This is a genomic window from Prevotella sp. P4-67 (genome assembly GCF_002251325.1).
Classification (GTDB): Bacteria; Bacteroidota; Bacteroidia; order Bacteroidales; family Bacteroidaceae; genus Prevotella.
Window position 1 is genome coordinate 48,592 of record NZ_NPJL01000068.1, and the last position, 19,394, is coordinate 67,985.

Annotated in this window: 17 protein-coding genes; 13 read left to right on the top strand and 4 right to left on the bottom strand. The window is 54.4% G+C overall.

From position 1 onward, the window contains the following. Window positions 1-4: 4 nt before the first annotated feature. Both CIK92_RS12055 and CIK92_RS12060 read right to left on the bottom strand, forming a co-directional pair. The gene (locus CIK92_RS12055; RefSeq protein ID WP_094389230.1) at window positions 5-1,987 is read right to left on the bottom strand and encodes a fumarate reductase/succinate dehydrogenase flavoprotein subunit; all 1,983 of its coding nucleotides are present in this window, start codon (window positions 1,985-1,987) and stop codon (window positions 5-7) included. Between the two features lie 49 nt (window positions 1,988-2,036). Next, on the bottom strand, window positions 2,037-2,714 hold the full coding sequence (locus tag CIK92_RS12060; protein ID WP_022311220.1) for a fumarate reductase transmemBrane cytochrome b subunit: 678 nt from the start codon (window positions 2,712-2,714) through the stop codon (window positions 2,037-2,039). Between the two features lie 221 nt (window positions 2,715-2,935). Between CIK92_RS12060 and mnmG the strand changes: the two genes are divergently transcribed. The 8 genes from mnmG to deoC all read left to right on the top strand — a co-directional run bounded on the left by mnmG (window position 2,936) and on the right by deoC (window position 10,142). Then, the gene (gene mnmG, locus CIK92_RS12065; RefSeq protein WP_094389231.1) at window positions 2,936-4,807 is read left to right on the top strand and encodes a tRNA uridine-5-carboxymethylaminomethyl(34) synthesis enzyme MnmG; all 1,872 of its coding nucleotides are present in this window, start codon (window positions 2,936-2,938) and stop codon (window positions 4,805-4,807) included. Between the two features lie 43 nt (window positions 4,808-4,850). Then, window positions 4,851-5,381 carry an adenine phosphoribosyltransferase gene (locus tag CIK92_RS12070; protein ID WP_094389232.1) on the top strand — a complete coding sequence of 177 codons (531 nt, stop codon included), beginning with the start codon at window positions 4,851-4,853 and terminating at the stop codon, window positions 5,379-5,381. 179 nt (window positions 5,382-5,560) lie between these two features. After that, window positions 5,561-7,396 carry an excinuclease ABC subunit UvrC gene (gene uvrC, locus CIK92_RS12075; RefSeq protein WP_094389233.1) on the top strand — a complete coding sequence of 612 codons (1,836 nt, stop codon included), beginning with the start codon at window positions 5,561-5,563 and terminating at the stop codon, window positions 7,394-7,396. A gap of 466 nt (window positions 7,397-7,862) precedes the next feature. After that, the gene (gene dtd / locus CIK92_RS12085) at window positions 7,863-8,315 is read left to right on the top strand and encodes a D-aminoacyl-tRNA deacylase (protein ID WP_094389235.1); all 453 of its coding nucleotides are present in this window, start codon (window positions 7,863-7,865) and stop codon (window positions 8,313-8,315) included. Between the two features lie 9 nt (window positions 8,316-8,324). Beyond that, complete coding sequence (locus CIK92_RS12090) at window positions 8,325-8,618, top strand: hypothetical protein (protein ID WP_094389236.1); 294 nt, start codon at window positions 8,325-8,327, stop codon at window positions 8,616-8,618. 30 nt (window positions 8,619-8,648) lie between these two features. Continuing rightward, a complete protein-coding gene (locus tag CIK92_RS12095; RefSeq protein ID WP_022311226.1) occupies window positions 8,649-8,891 on the top strand; it encodes a hypothetical protein in 243 nt (80 codons plus the stop codon). A gap of 2 nt (window positions 8,892-8,893) precedes the next feature. Then, window positions 8,894-9,214, top strand: coding sequence for a nucleotide pyrophosphohydrolase (locus tag CIK92_RS12100; protein WP_022311227.1), 321 nt, complete (start codon window positions 8,894-8,896; stop codon window positions 9,212-9,214). Window positions 9,215-9,245: 31 nt separating this feature from the next. Then, window positions 9,246-10,142 carry a deoxyribose-phosphate aldolase gene (gene deoC / locus CIK92_RS12105; RefSeq protein WP_094466232.1) on the top strand — a complete coding sequence of 299 codons (897 nt, stop codon included), beginning with the start codon at window positions 9,246-9,248 and terminating at the stop codon, window positions 10,140-10,142. A 345-nt stretch (window positions 10,143-10,487) separates the two neighbouring features. Here deoC and CIK92_RS12110 read toward each other — a convergent pair whose 3' ends face one another. Beyond that, window positions 10,488-11,465 carry a polyprenyl synthetase family protein gene (locus CIK92_RS12110; RefSeq protein WP_022311229.1) on the bottom strand — a complete coding sequence of 326 codons (978 nt, stop codon included), beginning with the start codon at window positions 11,463-11,465 and terminating at the stop codon, window positions 10,488-10,490. A gap of 91 nt (window positions 11,466-11,556) precedes the next feature. On the opposite strand from CIK92_RS12110, the gene polA reads away from it, so the two are divergent. Further along, the gene (gene polA, locus CIK92_RS12115) at window positions 11,557-14,319 is read left to right on the top strand and encodes a DNA polymerase I (protein WP_094389238.1); all 2,763 of its coding nucleotides are present in this window, start codon (window positions 11,557-11,559) and stop codon (window positions 14,317-14,319) included. 55 nt (window positions 14,320-14,374) lie between these two features. Next, window positions 14,375-15,613 (top strand): sel1 repeat family protein, encoded by a 1,239-nt coding sequence (locus CIK92_RS12120; RefSeq protein ID WP_144289424.1) that lies wholly within the window; start codon window positions 14,375-14,377, stop codon window positions 15,611-15,613. Window positions 15,614-15,761: 148 nt separating this feature from the next. Here CIK92_RS12120 and CIK92_RS13845 read toward each other — a convergent pair whose 3' ends face one another. Then, a complete protein-coding gene (locus tag CIK92_RS13845; RefSeq protein ID WP_158214793.1) occupies window positions 15,762-15,917 on the bottom strand; it encodes a hypothetical protein in 156 nt (51 codons plus the stop codon). 148 nt (window positions 15,918-16,065) lie between these two features. On the opposite strand from CIK92_RS13845, the gene CIK92_RS12125 reads away from it, so the two are divergent. From CIK92_RS12125 to ychF, 3 genes are all read left to right on the top strand, one after another. After that, a complete protein-coding gene (locus CIK92_RS12125; RefSeq protein ID WP_144289426.1) occupies window positions 16,066-16,797 on the top strand; it encodes a hypothetical protein in 732 nt (243 codons plus the stop codon). Between the two features lie 85 nt (window positions 16,798-16,882). Continuing rightward, a complete protein-coding gene (locus CIK92_RS12130) occupies window positions 16,883-17,980 on the top strand; it encodes a hypothetical protein (protein WP_094389241.1) in 1,098 nt (365 codons plus the stop codon). 300 nt (window positions 17,981-18,280) lie between these two features. Next, window positions 18,281-19,387 carry a redox-regulated ATPase YchF gene (gene ychF, locus CIK92_RS12135; RefSeq protein ID WP_022311234.1) on the top strand — a complete coding sequence of 369 codons (1,107 nt, stop codon included), beginning with the start codon at window positions 18,281-18,283 and terminating at the stop codon, window positions 19,385-19,387. Window positions 19,388-19,394: the final 7 nt, after the last annotated feature.

Below are 19,394 nucleotides of genomic sequence, written 5' to 3' on the forward strand. Positions count from 1 at the left end.
ATTATTAATTCTTATAGTTACGTGTTTGAACCTTAATTGCCTCGTACTCCAGAGGCTCCTTGATGAGCTCAGGGGCCTTGTTGTCGTCGCCCTGGTATTCCCAGCAGCCTACATAGAAGAAGTGCTCGTCGTCGCGCTTGGCCTCACCTTCCTCAGTCTGGTGCTCCTCACGGAAGTGACCGCCGCAGCTCTCCTCGCGGTGCAGGGCGTCGTAAGCGATAAGCTCGCCCATGAGGATGAAGTCGCGCAGGTGGATGGCCTTGTCGAGCTCGACATTGAGACCTTCCTTGGTGCCGGGGATGAAGAGGTTGCTGTTGAACTCGTCGCGGAGTGCCTTGAGCAGCTCGAGACCCTTCTCCAGACCTTCCTTGGTACGGCCCATACCTACGTGCTCCCACATGATATGGCCAAGCTCCTTGTGGATAGAGTCTACAGAGCGCTTGCCGTGGATGTTCATCAGGCGGTCAATCTCGGCCTGAACGCCCTTCTCAGCCGCGTCAAACTCGGGCATATCGACAGAAAGGCGGGGCCAGAGGCTCTGGTCAGCCAGATAGTTCTGGATGGTGTAGGGCAGCACGAAGTAACCATCGGCGAGACCCTGCATGAGGGCTGAAGCACCCAGACGGTTGGCACCGTGGTCAGAGAAGTTACACTCACCGATAGCAAACAGACCGGGAACGGTGGTCTGAAGCTCATAGTCTACCCAGATACCACCCATAGTGTAGTGGATGGCGGGGAAGATCATCATGGGGTTGTAATACTTCACGCCGTCAATCTCGCGGGCCAGCTTGCCGGGGTTGACGTCGGTAATCTCCTCATACATGTCGAAGAGGTTGCCGTAACGCTGGAGAATCTCGTCGATACCGAGACGGTTGATAGACTCAGAGAAGTCGAGGAATACGGCCAGACCGGTATTGTTGACACCGTAGCCCTTGTCGCAGCGCTCCTTGGCTGCACGTGAGGCCACGTCGCGCGGAACGAGGTTACCGAAGGCGGGATAGCGGCGCTCCAGATAGTAGTCGCGGTCTTCCTCGGGGATATCAGAACCCTGGATTTCACCAGCCTGCAGACGCTTGGCGTCCTCAAGTTTCTTGGGAACCCAGATACGGCCGTCGTTACGCAGCGACTCAGACATCAGGGTCAGCTTGCTCTGCTTGTCACCGTGAACGGGGATACAGGTGGGGTGAATCTGTACGTAGCAGGGGTTAGCAAAGTATGCGCCCTTGCGGTAGCACTGAACGGCAGCGGTACAGTTGCAACCCATAGCATTGGTAGAGAGGAAGTAGGTGTTGCCATAACCACCGGTGGCGATAACCACAGCATTGGCAGAGAAGCGCTCGAGCTCGCCGCTCACCAGGTTCTTGGCGATGATACCACGGGCGTGGCCGTCAACGATTACCACATCCTCCATCTCGTAGCGGGTGTAGAGCTTCACCTTGCCAGCCTGAACCATGCGGCTCAGAGAAGAGTAGGCACCGAGCAGCAGCTGCTGGCCGGTCTGACCCTTGGCATAGAAGGTACGTGAAACCTGGGCACCACCAAAAGAGCGGTTGGCAAGCATACCACCATACTCGCGGGCGAAAGGCACACCCTGGGCTACACACTGGTCGATGATATTGTTAGACACCTCAGCCAGACGGTATACGTTGGCCTCGCGGGCACGATAGTCACCACCCTTTACGGTGTCGTAGAAAAGACGATATACTGAGTCGCCGTCGTTCTGATAGTTCTTGGCGGCATTGATACCACCCTGGGCGGCGATAGAGTGAGCACGACGGGGAGAGTCCTGGATGCAGAAGTTGAGCACGTTGAATCCCATCTCACCGAGTGAGGCGGCAGCACTGGCACCAGCCAGACCTGTACCTACGACGATGACATCGAGCTTGAGTTTGTTCTTGGGGTTAACCAGGCGCTGATGAGCCTTGTAATTGGTCCATTTCTCAGCTACTGGACCCTCGGGTATTCTTGAATTTAAAGTCTTAGCCATAATTACTATTACTTTTTCGATTGTTACATGAATTAATTACTTAGGCGATTCAGCAGAGGCTGGGGGCACAATTGAAGGCAAAAGCCAGAACCACTACTACAAAGGCGAGCATGAGCAGACTGGTGTAAACCACGCTGATGCACTGCCAACGCTTGAACCATACCTTGCCACTTACGCCGAGGGTCTGCATAGAACTCCAGAAACCGTGAGCGAGGTGGAACCACAGAGCGGCAAGCCACACGAGATACAGCACTACATAAACAGGATTCTTGAAGGTGTCCTGGATGAAGGCAAAGCCGTCAGAGGGCAGATGACCAACAGCCATGCCGGTAAGCTCGGCAAACATCATGTTGTACCAGAAGTTGAAGAGGTGGAGCAGCAGACCCAGCAGGATGATGATACCCAGCACGAGCATGTTCTGCGAAGCCCACTCTACCTTCTCGGGCTTGACGGTTACCTCGTAGCGTGAAGCGCCACGCGCACGACGGTTCTGTGCGGTGAGGATAAACGCGTACACGATGTGACACACTGCGAGAGCAGCCAGACCAAGAGTAGCCACGAGGGCATACCAGTTGGCACCAAGCAACTCACAAATCATGTTGTAGGCTTTACCCGAAAATAGGGCTACAACGTTCATACAGCAATGGAACGTCAGAAAAAGGATAAGCGCAATGCCGGTTACAGACATCACTACCTTTCTACCAATAGATGAATTGATTAACCACATAAATGATTGTAATTTAATTATTTAATTGTTAGTAATGTTATATCATGACAATACTACCGAGAGCCACTATCATAGACCCTAAAATGACTGCTCGCACATTATTATAAGGTATGATAGAGGCTCAGCGGATGCAAAAATACTATATTTTTATTATAATTCAAAGCAAAACCATCAAAAAATTGGATTTAATTTCTTACTTTTGCGGAAAATATTACAACATAATGAAATTTGATTATGATGTGATAGTAATCGGAGGCGGACACGCAGGCTGCGAAGCCGCTGCCGCAGCTGCCCGGATGGGCGCTCGGACGTGCCTGATTACTATGGACATGAACAAGATTGGACAGATGAGCTGTAACCCGGCCATCGGTGGCATAGCTAAAGGACAGATAGTCAGGGAGATTGATGCTCTCGGCGGTCAGACCGGAATCGTCACCGACGCCACTGCCATACAGTTCAGAATGCTCAATCAGGGAAAAGGCCCAGCCGTTTGGTCGCCAAGGGCGCAATGCGACAGGGGAAAGTTCATCTGGAAATGGCGCGAAATACTTGACCACACCGACAATCTGGATATCTGGCAGGACCAGGCAGACACACTCATCGTCAAAGACGGTGTGGCTGTGGGAGTTACCACCATCTGGGGAGTAACATTCCATGCCCGCGCGGTGGTGGTGACGGCAGGCACATTCCTCAACGGACTCATGCACATCGGCAAGCATAAGGTGCCGGGTGGCAGATGCGCCGAGCCGGCTGTCCTGAACTTCAGCGAGAGCATAGCCAGCCACGGCATACGCGTAGGACGTATGAAAACGGGCACACCCGTACGCATCGACCGACGAAGCGTACACTTCGAAGACACAGAGGAGCAACCCGGCGAACAGGGATTTCATCAGTTCAGTTATATGGCTCCTCTCCGCACACTGCAGCAACTGCCTTGTTGGACCTGTTATACCAACAAGCAATCTCACGACATACTCCGCAGCGGACTGGCAGACTCGCCGCTCTTCAACGGGCAGATACAGAGCACCGGACCGCGTTACTGCCCGTCGATAGAGACCAAGCTCGTCACCTTTCCCGGCAAGGAGCAGCACCCACTGTTCCTCGAGCCCGAAGGGGAGAATACCAATGAGATGTATCTCAATGGCTTCTCGTCGAGCATGCCTATCGACATACAGCTGCAGGCACTCCACGCCATCCCCGCACTGCGCGACGCGCGCTTCTATCGCCCGGGCTACGCCATCGAGTACGACTACTTCGACCCCACCCAGCTCGACCACTCGCTGGAGTCCAAGGTCGTCAGCGGGCTCTTCCTCGCCGGACAGGTCAATGGCACCACGGGCTACGAAGAGGCTGCAGGACAGGGTCTCGTGGCGGGCATCAACGCTGCCATCAAGTGTGGCGGAGGCCAGCCGTTTGTCATGGCGCGCGACGAGAGTTATATAGGTGTGCTCATCGACGACCTCACCACCAAGGGGGTCGACGAGCCTTACCGCATGTTTACCTCGCGCGCAGAATACCGTATACTTCTGCGACAGGATGATGCCGACGCCCGACTCACTGAGCGTGCCTATCACCTCGGAGTGGCATCGCGCGAGCGCTACGACTGGTGGTTGCAGAAGCGCGAGGGCATAGAGCGCATCATCGACTTCTGCGCCAGCACCAGCGTCAAGCCCGCCGACATCAACCCGTGGCTCGAGAGCATCGGCACTACCCCACTCCGCATGGGATGCAAGGTCGCCGACCTCGTCAGCCGTCCCCAGGTGAGCATCCAGCAGATGGCCGACGCCGTGCCCCAGCTCCGCGCACTGATAGAGGGTCTGCCCAACCGCAAGGAGGAAACCAGCGAGGCGGCAGAAATCAAAATCAAGTATAAGGGTTACATCGAGCGCGAACGCATCATTGCCGACAAGATGCACAGACTGGAGAATATCAAGATTAGGGGTCGCTTCAAGTACAGCGAGCTCCACGAAATCTCGACCGAGGGTCGCCAGAAGCTCGAGAAGATTAACCCCGAGACCCTGGCACAGGCAAGCCGCATCCCTGGAGTGTCACCCAGCGACATCAATGTGCTGCTGGTACTTATGGGAAGATAGTTTCACGTGAAACAAGGATAAATCTATAAATATTATAATTGCAATGAACAACGAAGTATTAATGAAGAATTTACGCTGCATTCCCGACTGGCCAATCAAGGGCGTAAATTTCAGAGATGTAACCACGCTCTTCAAGAGCGCCGAATGTCTTAGGATTATTACCAATGAGATGGTAGACCTCTACAAGGACAAGGGCATTACCAAGATTGTGGGTATCGAGAGCCGAGGCTTTGTGATGTCGTCGGCAGTGGCACTCCAGCTCAACGCAGGCATCGTGCTCTGCCGCAAGCCTGGCAAGCTGCCCTGCGAGACCGTACAGGAGAGCTACGCCAAGGAGTATGGCATCGACACCATCGAAATCCACAAGGACGCCATCAACGAGAACGATGTGGTGTTGCTCCACGACGACCTGCTCGCTACCGGCGGAACCATGAAGGCTGCCTGTGACCTGGTCAAGAAGTTCAACCCCAAAAAGGTGTACTGCAACTTCATCATCGAGCTTGTCAATGAGGGTCTCAATGGCCGAGATGCTTTCGACGACGATATCGAAGTGACATCTCTCATACAGGTTTAATATTTTAGCGAGAGCGGCCTTTAGGCTTTGCATCATTCCCGTGCCCCACTCCACCATCCCGACAACTGTCGGAACCATCGGCGGCGAGCATGAAACAATGACGGCAAAGATTAAAGGCCGCTTAAAGTTTCACGTGAAACTTTAAGCGGCTATTTCATTTGTTTCCAATAGGTTTAAGCATGAAGAAAGAGAAAGAGGAACTATTGGCAAGACTCAAAAACATTGTCCTCAATATGCCGGAGAAACCGGGCAGTTATCAGTTCTATGACAAGGACCACACCATCATTTACGTGGGAAAAGCCAAAAGGCTGAAGAGCCGTGTTTCGTCTTACTTCCATACCGAGGTCGATAGGTTCAAGACCAAGGTGCTGGTGTCCAAAATCTGCGACATCACCTACACCGTGGTCAACACCGAAGAAGACGCGCTACTGCTCGAAAACAGCCTTATCAAGCGTTACAACCCGCGCTATAATGTGCTGCTCAAAGACGGCAAGACCTACCCCAGCATCTGTATCACCAAGGAATATCTGCCCCGAATTTTCAAGACGCGTACCATCAACCGCAAGGGCGGACAATACTTTGGCCCCTACAGCCACATCAGTAGCATGTACAATATTCTCGACCTAATCGGCAAAATTTACAAGCCGCGCAAGTGTCAGTTCCCTATTTCCGCCGAAGGCATCGCTGCCGGTAAGTACAAGCCTTGCCTCGAATACCACATTCATAATTGTGGTGCGCCGTGTTGTGGTCGTCAGAGCTACGATGATTATATGGAATGTATCCGCCAGGCACGCGAAATTCTCAAGGGCAATACGCGCGAGTTGAGCGAGTTGCTGTATCAGCAGATGCAGCAACTGTCTGCAGCGCTCAAGTTCGAGGAGGCCGAGCAGGTCAAGCAGCGCTATATGCTGCTCCAGGGCTTCGTGAGCCGCAGCGAGGTGGTGAGCCACACCATTACCGACGTCGATGTATTCAGCATTATTGACGACGAGGCGTCACGGAATGCATATATCAACTATATTCACGTGAAAAACGGCACCATCAACCAGAGTTTCACCTTTGAATATAAGCGTAAGCTCGATGAAACGTGCGAAGAGCTGCTCATTGACGCCATTCCCGAGATTCGCGAGCGTTTTCAAAGCACGGCACGCGAAGTAATAGTGCCGTTCGAACTGTCGTGGCAGCTCAGCAACGTCACCTTCACCGTGCCGAAACGGGGCGACAAGCGCCATCTGCTGGAGTTATCTGAAATGAACAGCCGTCAGTACAAGTTCGACAGGCTCAAACAAGCTGAAAAGCTCAACCCTGAGCAGAAGCAGACGCGCCTGATGAAGGAGCTGCAGGCCAAACTGAAGCTGCCCAAGCTCCCCTACCACATCGAGTGTTTCGACAACTCCAATATCTCTGGCTCCGACGCCGTGGCGGGTTGCGTGGTGTTCAAGGGCATGCGCCCCGCCAAGAAGGAATACCGCAAATACAACATCAAGACCGTCGTCGGACCCGACGATTACGCGTCTATGCAGGAGGTAGTGCGCCGCCGCTATCAGCGCATGACCGACGAACACCAGCCGTTGCCCGACCTGATTATCACCGATGGTGGCAAGGGCCAGATGGATGTCGTATCGGCTGTGGTCAATGGCGAGATGGGACTCAATATTGCCGTGGCTGGACTCGCCAAGGACGACCGCCACCGCACCAATGAACTGCTCTTCGGCGACCCCATTTGCACGGTGGCGCTCGATGTCAAGAGCGAGCTTTTCCATGCCCTCACGCGCATCCAGGACGAGGTTCACCGCTACGCCATCACCTTCCACCGCGACAAGCGGTCCAAGCACGCGCTCCACTCTCAGCTCGACGACATCCGAGGCATAGGCCCCAAGACGCGCGAGGCGCTCCTAAAGCAGTTCAAGACGGTCAAGGCCATCCGCGAGGCTTCGCTCCCAACCCTCTCTGCCTCAGTGGGTAACGCCAAAGCCAAGGTGATTTACGACCATTTCCACCCTGCGAGCGAGTAGCTCTCTCCCACTCCACTCGTTAACCCATTGACTATCAGCGCAGTAGCCTCCACCACTGCGCTGATAGTCTTTTTATGCCGCGCCGTCAGTGACAGCTTCAGCGGTACTGTATTACATATAACAACAGCCCACCACGACCACCTTTCCGACCTTCACAGCAATCATAGCGATTACATCGCCAACCATGCAGTTTAGATCTGAAAGCATGCAGTTTGCATCTACAATCATGGAGGGTACCTTTACAAAGCTGGAGGGTACCTCTGCGAGGCTGGAGAGCCCCTCTGCGAGGCTGGAGGGTACCTCCATACCCACGGCAGCCCAAAACGCCGCTACAGAGGCTCTCGGAGGGCTCAGAATGGCTGTTACAGACGATATTTCGACCCTCGCGAGCAAAAATAAAACAAATGATGGGTTAAATTATGGCAAATTTAGTATATTTGCAGATTATAGCACAACGATAGTCACTATGAGAATTGTCATACAGCGCGTTTCGCGCGCATCGGTCACCATAGACAGCGAGGTCAAATCATCCATCGGCAAAGGCTACCTTATCCTTGTGGGAATAGAAGGCGCCGACACCCGCGAGGATGCCGACTGGCTGGTACACAAGGTTATAGGTCTGCGCGTCTTTGAGGACGAACAGAGAGTCATGAACCGTGATATCCTGTCGGTACAGGGCGAGATACTCGTGGTATCACAGTTCACGCTCTTCGCGAGTTACAAGAAGGGCAACCGCCCGGCATGGTTCCGAGCCGCTACGCACGACGTATCGGTGCCCCTGTACAACTACTTCTGCACCCGAATGAGCGAGGCGCTCGGCAAGCAGGTAGGCACGGGCGAGTTTGGCGCCGACATGAAGGTAGAACTGGTCAACGACGGCCCTGTGACCATCTGTATGGACACCAAGAACAAAGAGTAAACTATAGCAATGAACAACATGAATATCAAGACTATCGCAAAAATTGTGGCGCTTGCCATCATACTGCTCAGCAAGACTCTGGGGCGCCTGCTCCACCTCTCGGCAGCAGCCGTAGCGTGCGTGGGCTTTGCCATCTTCTTCGGCATATTGCTCCAGACGCTCATCCAGATTCTCCGCATCGGCATCGCTACGGGCGTGTGGCACAAGGGCATGCTCGCCTACTATGCGGTGATTACCCTCATCTTCGCCTTCTTGACCGTGATGCTCGCCATGCGGGCTATGATAGACGGCGTAATAGCCTGAACCACAGCAGCCTTCAACTAAGTGATAGATATGAACGAAATCAAGGAAACGGCCATCTGGCTCATCAACATCCTGGGCATGCTCGCCATCGTGGTGGGCGGAATCTTGATGAAGAGCGCCACATGGCTCATCATAGGCGGCATCTTGTGTACCATCTACTACACCATCACCGCCCTGCGCAACTGGAAGGACAAGCGCCGAAGCGCCGTGGTCTACCTCATCATGGCCCTGACGCTCTTGGGCATAATCGCAGCATACCTCCTAACCCACTGATTATGACTATACAAGAAGCACAACAACGAGTAGACGAATGGATAAGGCAGTATGGAGTGCGCTACTTCTCTGAGCTCACCAATATGGCTTGCCTCACCGAAGAGGTGGGCGAACTGGCACGCGTCATGGCGCGCACCTATGGCGACCAGAGCTTCAAGGCGGGCGAAAAGCCCAACCTGGGCGAAGAGATGGCCGATGTGCTGTGGGTGCTCATCTGCCTCGCCAACCAGACGGGCATAGACCTCACCGCCGAGCTCGAAAAGAGCTTTGAAAAGAAGACCCGCCGCGACGCCACGCGCCATATCAACAACAGCAAACTGTAACTTTATGACAATCATTAATAACCCAAACAATATGACAGACATTAAGAACGTTGACAAGTATCAGCAGGCGCTGAACAAGTACAACCTCAACATCACCGATGCTGAAGTTGCCGAAGAAGTAAAGAAAATCGTAGAAAAAGCAGCTGAGAACAATACCGACGAGGTTCACCGCTTCCTTCTGGGCAGCATCGAGCTGACCTCGCTCCGTACCACCGACACCGAAGAAGAGATTCTGGCTATGGTAGAGCGTGTTAACAACTTTGCCAAGGACTACAAGGAACTGCCCCACGTGGCTGCCGTATGCACCTATCCCTGCTTCGCCAAACTGGTGAGCGAGAGCCTGGAGGTAGACGGTGTAGAGATAACCAACGTGTGTGCCTCTTTCCCCTCTTCTCAGACCTTCATCGAGGTCAAGATTGCCGAGACTGCACTCGCAGTCAAGGATGGCGCCACCGAGATTGACATCGTGCAGTCGGTGGGCAAGTATCTGTCGGGCGACTATGAGACTGTAGCCGATGAAATCAGCGAAATCAAGGATATTTGCGGCGAAGTGCCACTCAAGGTAATCCTCGAGACAGGCGATCTGCCATCAATGGCCGACGTGAAGCGTGCCTCTATCATCGCCATGTATGCCGGTGCCGACTATATCAAGACTTCTACCGGCAAGGAGAAGGTTTCTGCCACTCCCGAGGCTGTCTACGTGATGTGCCAGGCCATCAAGGAGTACTACGACGAGACCGGCATCCAGATTGGCTTGAAGCCCGCAGGCGGTATCAATACCGTGATGGACGCTGTGACCTACTACACCATCGTCAAGGAGGTGCTGGGCGAGAAGTGGCTCACCAACAAGTGGTTCCGCTTGGGCACCAGCCGTCTTACCAACCTGCTTATCAGCACAATCGAGGGCAAAGAGGTAAAATACTTCTAACTCCACAGCCTTCCCCACAAGGGATGGCATAACGCCTAAGGGCGATGCAGACCGCGCAGTCTGCATCGCCCTTTTCGTATCCGCCTCCGCGCGCGTTCCCCGTTCATCCAGAGTCATTTCTACCATCCCGACAACTCGGCGGAGGTCACGTTGGCGATAATTTCATGGTGCGAAACGCTGAGTGCATGGTGCGAAACGGTGTTTTCATGGTTTGCATTACTTTTATCACGCCCCGCAACCACGGTTTCACGCCCCGAAATACGGCCGAAAACAATCAGTGCATCATATTGCACGTGGATGGCTATATGATGCACTGACGAGGGGAAAATCGCGATGAATTGGGGATTATTTGTTGCGCTTGATGACGTAGTCGAGATAAGCTCTAAGTGCCTGGCGTATATCGTCCTGATGGATATAGGTATCGATGAAGTGGCAGGCTTCATCGTGAAACTCCCACATGCGGCGCTCGGCATATTCTATACCGCCATTGGCCTTGGTATAGGCCACAAGTTTGCCGATTTCATCGGTACTGATGCTGCGGTCTTTCACCTTGTAAGCCAGCTCTCTGATTTCGGCGGGCGCATCGTGGTTCACAGCGTAGATGGCGGGCAGCGTGAGTTTGCCTTCGGCCATGTCGTTGCCGGTGGGTTTGCCTATGTCCGCGCTGTCGTAATAGTCGAAGATGTCGTCGCGTATCTGGAAGACTATACCGAGGTTCTGGCCGAAGCGGGCAGCAGCCTCAATCTCCTCGTCGGTGGCTCCCGACGCCAGCGCACCAATGGAGGCACACGCCTCGAAGAGTGCAGCGGTCTTACCTTTTATTATATTATAGTAGACGTCCTCCGAGATGTCACGGTTGGATATGTTGGAAAGCTGCAGGATTTCACCGTCTGAGAGTGTACGCCCCAACTGCGCCAGATAACGGATAATGCGCTCACGATGAGTGTAAGAGACATGGAGCAGAGCGGTAGAGAGAATGTAGTCGCCCACAAGCACACTCACCTTGTTGTCATAGATGGCGTTGACAGAAGCCTGGCCGCGTCTTTCGGCGCTTTCATCGACCACATCGTCGTGCACCAGCGACGCCGTGTGCAGCAACTCCAGACCTATGGCTGCATGCTGGGTTACCTCGGTCACGGCACCGAAACTTTTGGCTATCAGCAGGATGAGAATGGGTCGCATGCGCTTGCCGCCGCGCTGGCGGATATGGTTCAGGGCTTGCGCCAGCATGCCATCCTCGTGGTCGAGCGAGCGGTTGAACATCTCGATGAAATCGGCCAATTCTGCAGATATCGGCGCCTTGATAACTGTTTGATAATCCATGACTATGAGTATTTTGTTGCAAAATTACAGATATTTTCTGTCATTATCTAATTTATTTTCGTAATTTTACACACCTAAAGCAATTAGAACTATGGACAGACTCTTTCTATTGGACGCCTATGCGCTTATATATAGGTCGTACTACGCATTCCTCAAAAACCCACGCATCAACTCCAAGGGACTCAATACATCGGCTATAATGGGGTTCGTCAATACCCTCAACGAGGTGATAACCAAGGAGCAGCCCACATACATGGCTGTGGCTTTCGACCACGGCAAGACCTTCCGTCACGAGGCTTTTCCCGCCTACAAGGCACAGCGCGAGGAGACGCCCGAGGACATCCGGGCGAGCGTGCCCATCATCAAGGACATTCTCAAGGCTTACCATATACCCGTGCTCCAGGCCGACGGCTTCGAGGCCGACGATGTGATAGGCACCCTTGCCACCGCTGCCGGACGCGAGGGCATCGAGACCTACATGCTCACCCCCGACAAGGACTACGGACAGCTCGTGGGGGGCAATGTCTATATCTACCGACCCCGTCATGGTGGCGGTTACGACACGCTGGGCGAAAGCGAGGTGACGCAGAAGTATGGTATAGCGACCACCGCACAGGTCATCGACCTGCTGGCGCTTATGGGCGACTCGGCCGACAACTTCCCGGGATGTCCGGGAGTGGGCGAGAAGACTGCCGCGAAACTCATCACACAATTTGGGAGTATCGACAACATGCTCGCACATACCGACGAGATCAAAGGCAAGTTGAGAGAGAAAGTTGAAGGTGCCGTCGACGACATACGCATGAGCCTGTTCCTGGCGACCATAAGGACCGACGTGCCCATAGCGCTCGATTTGGAAAAAATGAAGATGACCTCGCCCGACGAGGAGCGACTCGAGAAAATCTTCCAGGAACTCGAGTTCAGAGCCCTGACCGACAAAATTATTAAAAAAGTTAAAAATACGCCGAAAAACGACGATTTGCAGCTCGATTTGTTTGGCGAATTTGCGGCCGAGAGCCAAGGCGAGCCAAAAAATGCGAGTATTTTGGGCCTCAAAGAGACCCCCCACGATTACCAACTTATTGAATCAGAAGAAGAAGCACGAAAAATACGTGATTATTTCTTGACAAAAGAAATCTTGAGTTTTGATACAGAAACGACATCGACCAACGCCATCGACGCCGAATTGGTCGGTCTGAGCTTCGCGGTCGAAGAATTCAAGGCCGTCTATGTCGCCGTGCCCGCAGAGAGGGAAGCGGCGCAGCGCATGGTCGACATTTTTCGTCCGCTATACGAAGACGAGCACATCATGAAGGTAGGACAGAACATCAAGTACGACTACGAGGTGTTGCGTCGTTATGGGATAGAAGTGCGCGGACCCATGTTCGACACCATGCTCGCCCACTACATCGTGCAGCCCGAGCTTCACCACAACATGGACTACATGGCCGAGACGCTGCTGGGCTACCAGACGATACACATCGACCAACTCATCGGACCCCGAGGTAAAGGTCAGCGGTCTATGCGTGACCTCCAGCCCCAGGAAGTATATGAGTATGCTGCCGAAGATGCCGACGTGACGCTCAGACTGAAGAACGTGCTCGAGCAGAAGCTCAAGGAGGTCGACGGCGAACGCCTCTTCTACGACATCGAGATGCCACTGGTGCCCGTACTGGCCGAGATGGAGCTCACCGGAGTATGCTTGGACACCGCCGCACTGGCAGAGACAGGCAAGAACTTCAACCGCCGACTCGCCGAATACGAACAGAAGATATATGCCGAGGCTGGCGAGACATTCAATATATCCAGTCCCAAGCAGGTGGGAGATATTCTCTTTGGCAAGATGAAGATTGTAGACAAGCCAAAGAAGACCAAGACGGGCCAGTATGTCACCTCGGAAGAGGTGCTGACCCAGTTGCGCAGCCGCGCGCCCATCGTCGACGACATACTGAGTTACAGAGGGTTGAAGAAGTTGCTCGGCACCTATGTCGAGGCACTTCCCCGACTCATCAACCCCCGCACGAGCCACATCCACACCTGCTTCAACCAGGCCATCACCGCCACGGGGCGCCTCAGTTCGTCTGACCCCAACCTGCAGAATATCCCCATCCGCGACGACGACGGCAAGGAGATACGCAAGAGCTTCGTGCCCGAGCCGGGATGCCTCTTCTTCTCTGCCGACTACTCGCAGATAGAGCTCCGCATCATGGCCCATCTCTCGCAGGACGAACACATGCTCGACGCCTTCCGCAGCGGCATCGACATCCATGCCGCCACAGCCGCCAAGATATGGCACGTGCCGGTCGAAGAGGTCACGCCCGAGCAGCGCAAGAAAGCCAAGCAAGCCAACTTCGGCATCATCTATGGCATCAGCACCTACGGACTGGCGCAGCGTATGAATATCAGCAACTCCGAGGCGCGCCAGCTCATCGACGACTATTTCGCCACCTTCCCACGCGTCAAGGCATACATGGACGAGGCCATCGCCACCTGCCGCGAGAAGGGCTACGCCGAGACCATCTACCACCGCCGACGCTATCTGCCCGATATAGCATCGCGCAACGCCACCGTGAGAGGCTTCGCCGAACGCAACGCCATCAACGCGCCCATCCAGGGCTCGGAGGCCGACATCATCAAGGTGGCAATGATACACATATTCAAGCGGTTCGCCGCCGAAGGACTGCGCTCGAGGATGATACTGCAGGTACACGATGAACTCAACTTCAGCGTCTATCCCGAGGAGCGCGAGCAGGTAGAGCGTATCGTCATCGAGGAGATGGAAAACGCCTGCCGACTCAGCATCCCGCTTACCGCCGATGCAGGCTGGGGCGCCAACTGGCTCGAAGCCCATTGACGCCACCGCCGCCACGGCGACAGAGATACGCCAAACAACTTGAATATTAATGTGTATGACAGCCCTAACCAGACAACTTTTCAGGGAGTTCAGGGTGCAGGAAGCATTCTGGACCACCGCAGAAACCGTGGCCTACGACAGCGAAGCGCAGATGCTCTTCCTGCTGCTGCTCCGCCAGAACAACAACGTGCCGCTGCTCTTCGATGATGTGAAGAAAATCGAGATGATGGCCTGGCAGGGCAATCCATACATGATGTACGCCTATGCCAGGCTGCACGATGTGCTCCAATACGACAACGACTCCGACAGCATCAAGCACGATTTCTACAAGCTCGCTGCCAGCCACGGTATCGGCGACGCCTATGCCCAACTCGCCTACATGCACAAGGACGGCGACCTGGGAGAGTGCGACTACGATGCCTACAATGACCTGATGCAGAAGGCATTGGACAACCACAGCGAGAAAGCCATGCAGCAGCACATCCGCGACATCATCTATGGCACCAACGGCAGCCCACGCGATGCGCTAAAAGGCTATGAACTCGCCGAAAACCATGTCCATCAGCAGGACTTTCATGACCCCGAATACTATATGCTCATGGGCAACGCCGACAGGGAATTGGGCCGCATCGGCAACGCCGTGACCAACTATGAACTGGCCACCGAACATGGTGGCAGCGCAGCCTTCTTCTGGTGGGCTGTCACCGACTGCTGCGACCGCGACGGCATCGTCGTCGACCGTGATGGCTTCGCCGAAATCATGCAGAAAGGCAGGGCTGTCGATGCTCGCGACTGCTACCTCATGTACACCATGCTCACCGACGACGCCACCTACGATGCCCTCGACCCCGACGCCCAGCGCGAACTCAGCGCCTGTCTCAGCGACGACCTCCAGGCAGGATGGTGCCTTGGCGACAGTGTATGCCCCTATTACCTCGGCTTCTACTACGAGAAAGGGCTCTATGGTTTCGCCCAAGACTATCAGCAGGCTTGGCTCTGGTATGGGCGCGCCGCCCGTCTGCGCAGTCCGCACGGTTATGCAGCCCTTACCCGCATGATACTGGACGACTCCACCGCGCCCGCTGGCTGCGACGAGAGCTTCGCTTACGAGTATGCCTACAAGGGGCTTATGCTTGGTTGCGACGACCTGCTCCAGACAGTAATCAGAGGTTACAGACAGGGCTTCCTCGACCACCACAAGGTTAAGATTGAGGAAATCTGGCTGCCCCAATACGATGAATGGCTGAGACATGTAGCCGATGACGACGATTATCCCTGCAATAGCGAGGCCTGAGAGGCTGCTTGAGCGACCCGCTGCCACGGTCAGAACGCCAGAGCGAGTCGCCCCCACTCCACCCTTCCTCCCTACACAATGCCAAAAGGCTTCAGCAAGAGACTGCCCGTTCCCTTGCTGAAGCCTTTTGGCCATCCGATGCCTCCTATTATATCTCCGCGATACGCAAACCGAAGTCGGCGGCACTGCCCTCTTCGCCGAAGACCTTCGGCATCATTCGGCTGCGCATATTGGTAACATTCTGCCTGGTCGTAACCAGCAGTACGGCAGCCTCTGAGGGCTGGAAATGCAGCCGAGGATACATAGGCTGAGACGCGCCACTTCTTGCGCGACCATAGGCTTGGCTGAATACTTTTGTAGACCAAGCTACAACAATAATTTCGTTTTTCCTTGGAAGATTAATGAATATGCGCTACATTTGCAAACAGTACATTATTAATACCCACATCAATATGAAACTCAGGAAGAATATCTTGGTCTTGGTGGCATGTATCGCCACGCTTGCCATGTGCGCCTCGTGCGACAAGGATGACAATGACTCATCTGCCAACATCTTTACCCAACGCATTTATCTCGACTTCGTCACCCCAGAGGGCAACAATCTGCTCGATGCCAACGCGTTTGCCGACTACAGCAAGGGCTATAAGACCGCACAGGACTACTTCTGCGACAACCGCATCAGCATCCTGTGCAGACGGAAGAGCGACGGCAAGACTGCCGACTTCATAGACAAGGGCAACCCCACCCTGCCCTACTCCAATTTCAGGGTAAGCCACCCCGCGCTGAACCTGGTCCAGGACATGAGCCACTACAACCCGACCCAAGGCAACGGCAATAAGGGTGACGCCAACCTACAGGGCTACATCAACTGGAAGGTTGGAACCACAATAAGTCTGCTTATAGACGACTTCGACGCCAACGCAGGAAAGAAGAATTATACTGAATGCTACGAGATAAGCATCGCCAGCCGAGCCATCTATGGCGATGACCAGCTGCACCAGCTGCGCCTCTACTGCCAGGTGAGCAACAGCCGCCCCGTCATCACCCGCGTAGAGTACGATGATGACCCCGACAATCTGCTGGACCACGACCCCTACTACCGCATTGCCCAACAGATAGGTTATACCCAGTTTACCAACAACCGTGCCTATTTCTACATTCCTATCACCATAAGACGCGGGTAAAGTACGCCACCCCGGCACACTCTCCCGCATAGAGCCCCACAGCCTGACCCACACCCTCACTCTCCCAATCCTAAACCCAGTAGATATGAAAGCCTTCAGAATTCTGTCACTGCTCTTCTTCCTGAGTCTGACTACCCTCGTCATGGCGCAGAAGTATGAGGTCGACTGCCTCGTCGGCCCCGAAATCAAAGCCACCCCAGTCGAAAAGCCCACCGAGTACGACGGCTCACGCACAGTGCTTTACATCGCCAACGGCACCCTCGTCGATGTCGTAGGGCGCACGGTTACCAGCCCCGATGGCCGCACCGCCTCCCATCTTGGAGACGTGGGCGACTCTGTAGATGTAAGACAGATTAAAGGCATCATCCATTACGACGGCAGGAGATACCTTGTGGAGGCCCGCTGGCTGAAGTTCGTTGACGAAAACCCGCCCTCGGCGACCGACAGATTTGCTTCCGACAACTTCCGCCCGCGCCTACAGCTCACCTCCTGGCTGGCTATGCCCCGCTTGGACGTCCACTCGGCCTCCACGCGGATGCTCTACAGCCGATGGCTGCCCTTCATGGCATTGCTGCTCATGTTCCTGGCGGTATGGATGACCCTCCGCACCCGCTTTCTGGTGCTTTCGGCGCTGCCCTTCTTCGCCGCCGGGGGCATAGTCATCTATATGGCGCTGATGATAGACTGGGATGCGCTGTGGTGGTGCAACCCCGACTATGTAGGCATGGAAAATGCCATCATCGGCATCATCCCCGTGGCGCTGTTTATGGCCTTGGCGCTCATGTATCTCTTGTGTGTGACTACTTTTATCAAAGCCCCGCTGCTGATATGGCCACTCGTGATAGGCTATATACTGCAGTGGCCCGCCATGTTGGTGTCTGCCCACTTCACGGGCAGCATCTGGCCCGCCCTATTGGTATGCTATGGCATCCCCGTGCTTATCAATGGGTTGCGCCTACGCCTCTATGGTGTCGTCATGACCCTCGTCACGCTGGTCGCCATCCACACCTTTGTAGTGGCATTGGCCACGGTGGTCCAGGTTTCGCTGTGGATTATGATGGCCATGGCCCTCGCCTCGCCGCTGATAGCTTTCCTCCTGTCGACCATCATCGGCAAATACCAGCACACGAAAAATGGAAGATGGGTGCTGCGCAATGGAAAGTGGGTATATGTATATGACTGATACGCTGAAGACCGCCGCGCGCTGTGGGATTACTGATGGGGTAGCAGAAGTCACCCCATTGGCCTCGCATAGCAAACCTACCCATATTTCAGCTTACACTTTAGAGCATAGGCTGCACCTCAACAATGCGAAACGAAAAAACATGCGTTTTTTCTTTGCATTGTCTGCGGTTTGCACTACCACTACGGCTACGCCGTGAAGGTAGGCGGCACCTCAAGATTAAAAATAAATAAATTTATTTTGTAATCTCTTCGGTTTGCACTACCTTTGTACTCTGGAAATAAACGTTTATAATAAGATATGTCATTAAAATGTGGTATCGTAGGTCTTCCTAATGTGGGAAAATCTACGCTGTTCAATTGCCTGTCCAGTGCCAAGGCACAGGCAGCCAACTTCCCTTTCTGTACGATAGAACCTAACTTAGGTGTCATCACCGTCCCCGACGACCGACTCACCCGTCTGGCAGAGATAGTACACCCCGGCCGCATTGTGCCCGCCACCTGCGAGATTGTAGATATAGCCGGTCTGGTGAAGGGTGCCTCCAAGGGCGAGGGACTGGGCAACAAGTTTTTGGGCAACATCCGTGAGTGCGACGCCATCATCCATGTCATCCGCTGTTTCGACGACGACAATGTGGTGCGCGAGGGCGGTGCTCCCGTCAATCCCGTGCAGGACAAGGAGATTATCGACACCGAGCTGCAGCTCAAAGACCTCGACACCATCGAGGCCCAGCTCGCCAAGAACCAGAAGATAGCAGCCATAGGCAACAACAAGGACGCCAAGGTGCTGGTGACCGTGCTCGAAGCCTACAAGGAGGCGCTGGAGCAGGGCCGCAACGCCCGCTCGGTGACCTTTGAGAGCAAGGAGGAGCAGCAGGCCGCCCACGACCTGTTTCTGCTTACCACCAAGCCCGTGCTCTATGTGTGCAACGTAGACGAGGCCAGCGCCAAGGAGGGCAACCAGTACTCACGCCAGATAGAAGAGATAGCCGCTTCAGAGGGCGCCGAGGCCATGGTGATAGCCGCCAAGACCGAGGAAGACATCGCGTCGCTCGAGACCTATGACGACAAGAAGATGTTTCTCGACGAGCTGGGACTGGAGGAGAGCGGCGTAAACCGTCTCATCAAGAAGGCCTACAGTCTGCTCAACCTCGAGACATTCATCACCGCCGGAGAGATGGAGGTCAAGGCATGGACCTATCACAAGGGTTGGAAGGCACCCCAGTGTGCCGGCGTGATACACACCGACTTTGAAAAGGGATTCATCCGTGCCGAGGTCATCAAGTACGACGACTACATCCAGTATGGCTCTGAGGCTGCCGTACGCGAAGCCGGCAAGCTGGGCATCGAGGGCAAGGAGTATGTGGTCCAGGACGGCGACATCATGCACTTCCGGTTCAACGTATAACGCATCA

Bases quoted from the DNA above. Each gene is read 5' to 3' on its own strand.
- CIK92_RS12055 (WP_094389230.1), bottom strand. From the start codon at position 1,987: ATGGCTAAGACTTTAAATTCAAGAATACCCGAGGGTCCAGTAGCTGAG.
- CIK92_RS12060 (WP_022311220.1), bottom strand. From the start codon at position 2,714: ATGTGGTTAATCAATTCATCTATTGGTAGAAAGGTAGTGATGTCTGTA.
- mnmG (WP_094389231.1), top strand. From the start codon at position 2,936: ATGAAATTTGATTATGATGTGATAGTAATCGGAGGCGGACACGCAGGC.
- CIK92_RS12070 (WP_094389232.1), top strand. From the start codon at position 4,851: ATGAACAACGAAGTATTAATGAAGAATTTACGCTGCATTCCCGACTGG.
- uvrC (WP_094389233.1), top strand. From the start codon at position 5,561: ATGAAGAAAGAGAAAGAGGAACTATTGGCAAGACTCAAAAACATTGTC.
- dtd (WP_094389235.1), top strand. From the start codon at position 7,863: ATGAGAATTGTCATACAGCGCGTTTCGCGCGCATCGGTCACCATAGAC.
- CIK92_RS12090 (WP_094389236.1), top strand. From the start codon at position 8,325: ATGAACAACATGAATATCAAGACTATCGCAAAAATTGTGGCGCTTGCC.
- CIK92_RS12095 (WP_022311226.1), top strand. From the start codon at position 8,649: ATGAACGAAATCAAGGAAACGGCCATCTGGCTCATCAACATCCTGGGC.
- CIK92_RS12100 (WP_022311227.1), top strand. From the start codon at position 8,894: ATGACTATACAAGAAGCACAACAACGAGTAGACGAATGGATAAGGCAG.
- deoC (WP_094466232.1), top strand. From the start codon at position 9,246: ATGACAGACATTAAGAACGTTGACAAGTATCAGCAGGCGCTGAACAAG.
- CIK92_RS12110 (WP_022311229.1), bottom strand. From the start codon at position 11,465: ATGGATTATCAAACAGTTATCAAGGCGCCGATATCTGCAGAATTGGCC.
- polA (WP_094389238.1), top strand. From the start codon at position 11,557: ATGGACAGACTCTTTCTATTGGACGCCTATGCGCTTATATATAGGTCG.
- CIK92_RS12120 (WP_144289424.1), top strand. From the start codon at position 14,375: ATGACAGCCCTAACCAGACAACTTTTCAGGGAGTTCAGGGTGCAGGAA.
- CIK92_RS13845 (WP_158214793.1), bottom strand. From the start codon at position 15,917: ATGTATCCTCGGCTGCATTTCCAGCCCTCAGAGGCTGCCGTACTGCTG.
- CIK92_RS12125 (WP_144289426.1), top strand. From the start codon at position 16,066: ATGAAACTCAGGAAGAATATCTTGGTCTTGGTGGCATGTATCGCCACG.
- CIK92_RS12130 (WP_094389241.1), top strand. From the start codon at position 16,883: ATGAAAGCCTTCAGAATTCTGTCACTGCTCTTCTTCCTGAGTCTGACT.
- ychF (WP_022311234.1), top strand. From the start codon at position 18,281: ATGTCATTAAAATGTGGTATCGTAGGTCTTCCTAATGTGGGAAAATCT.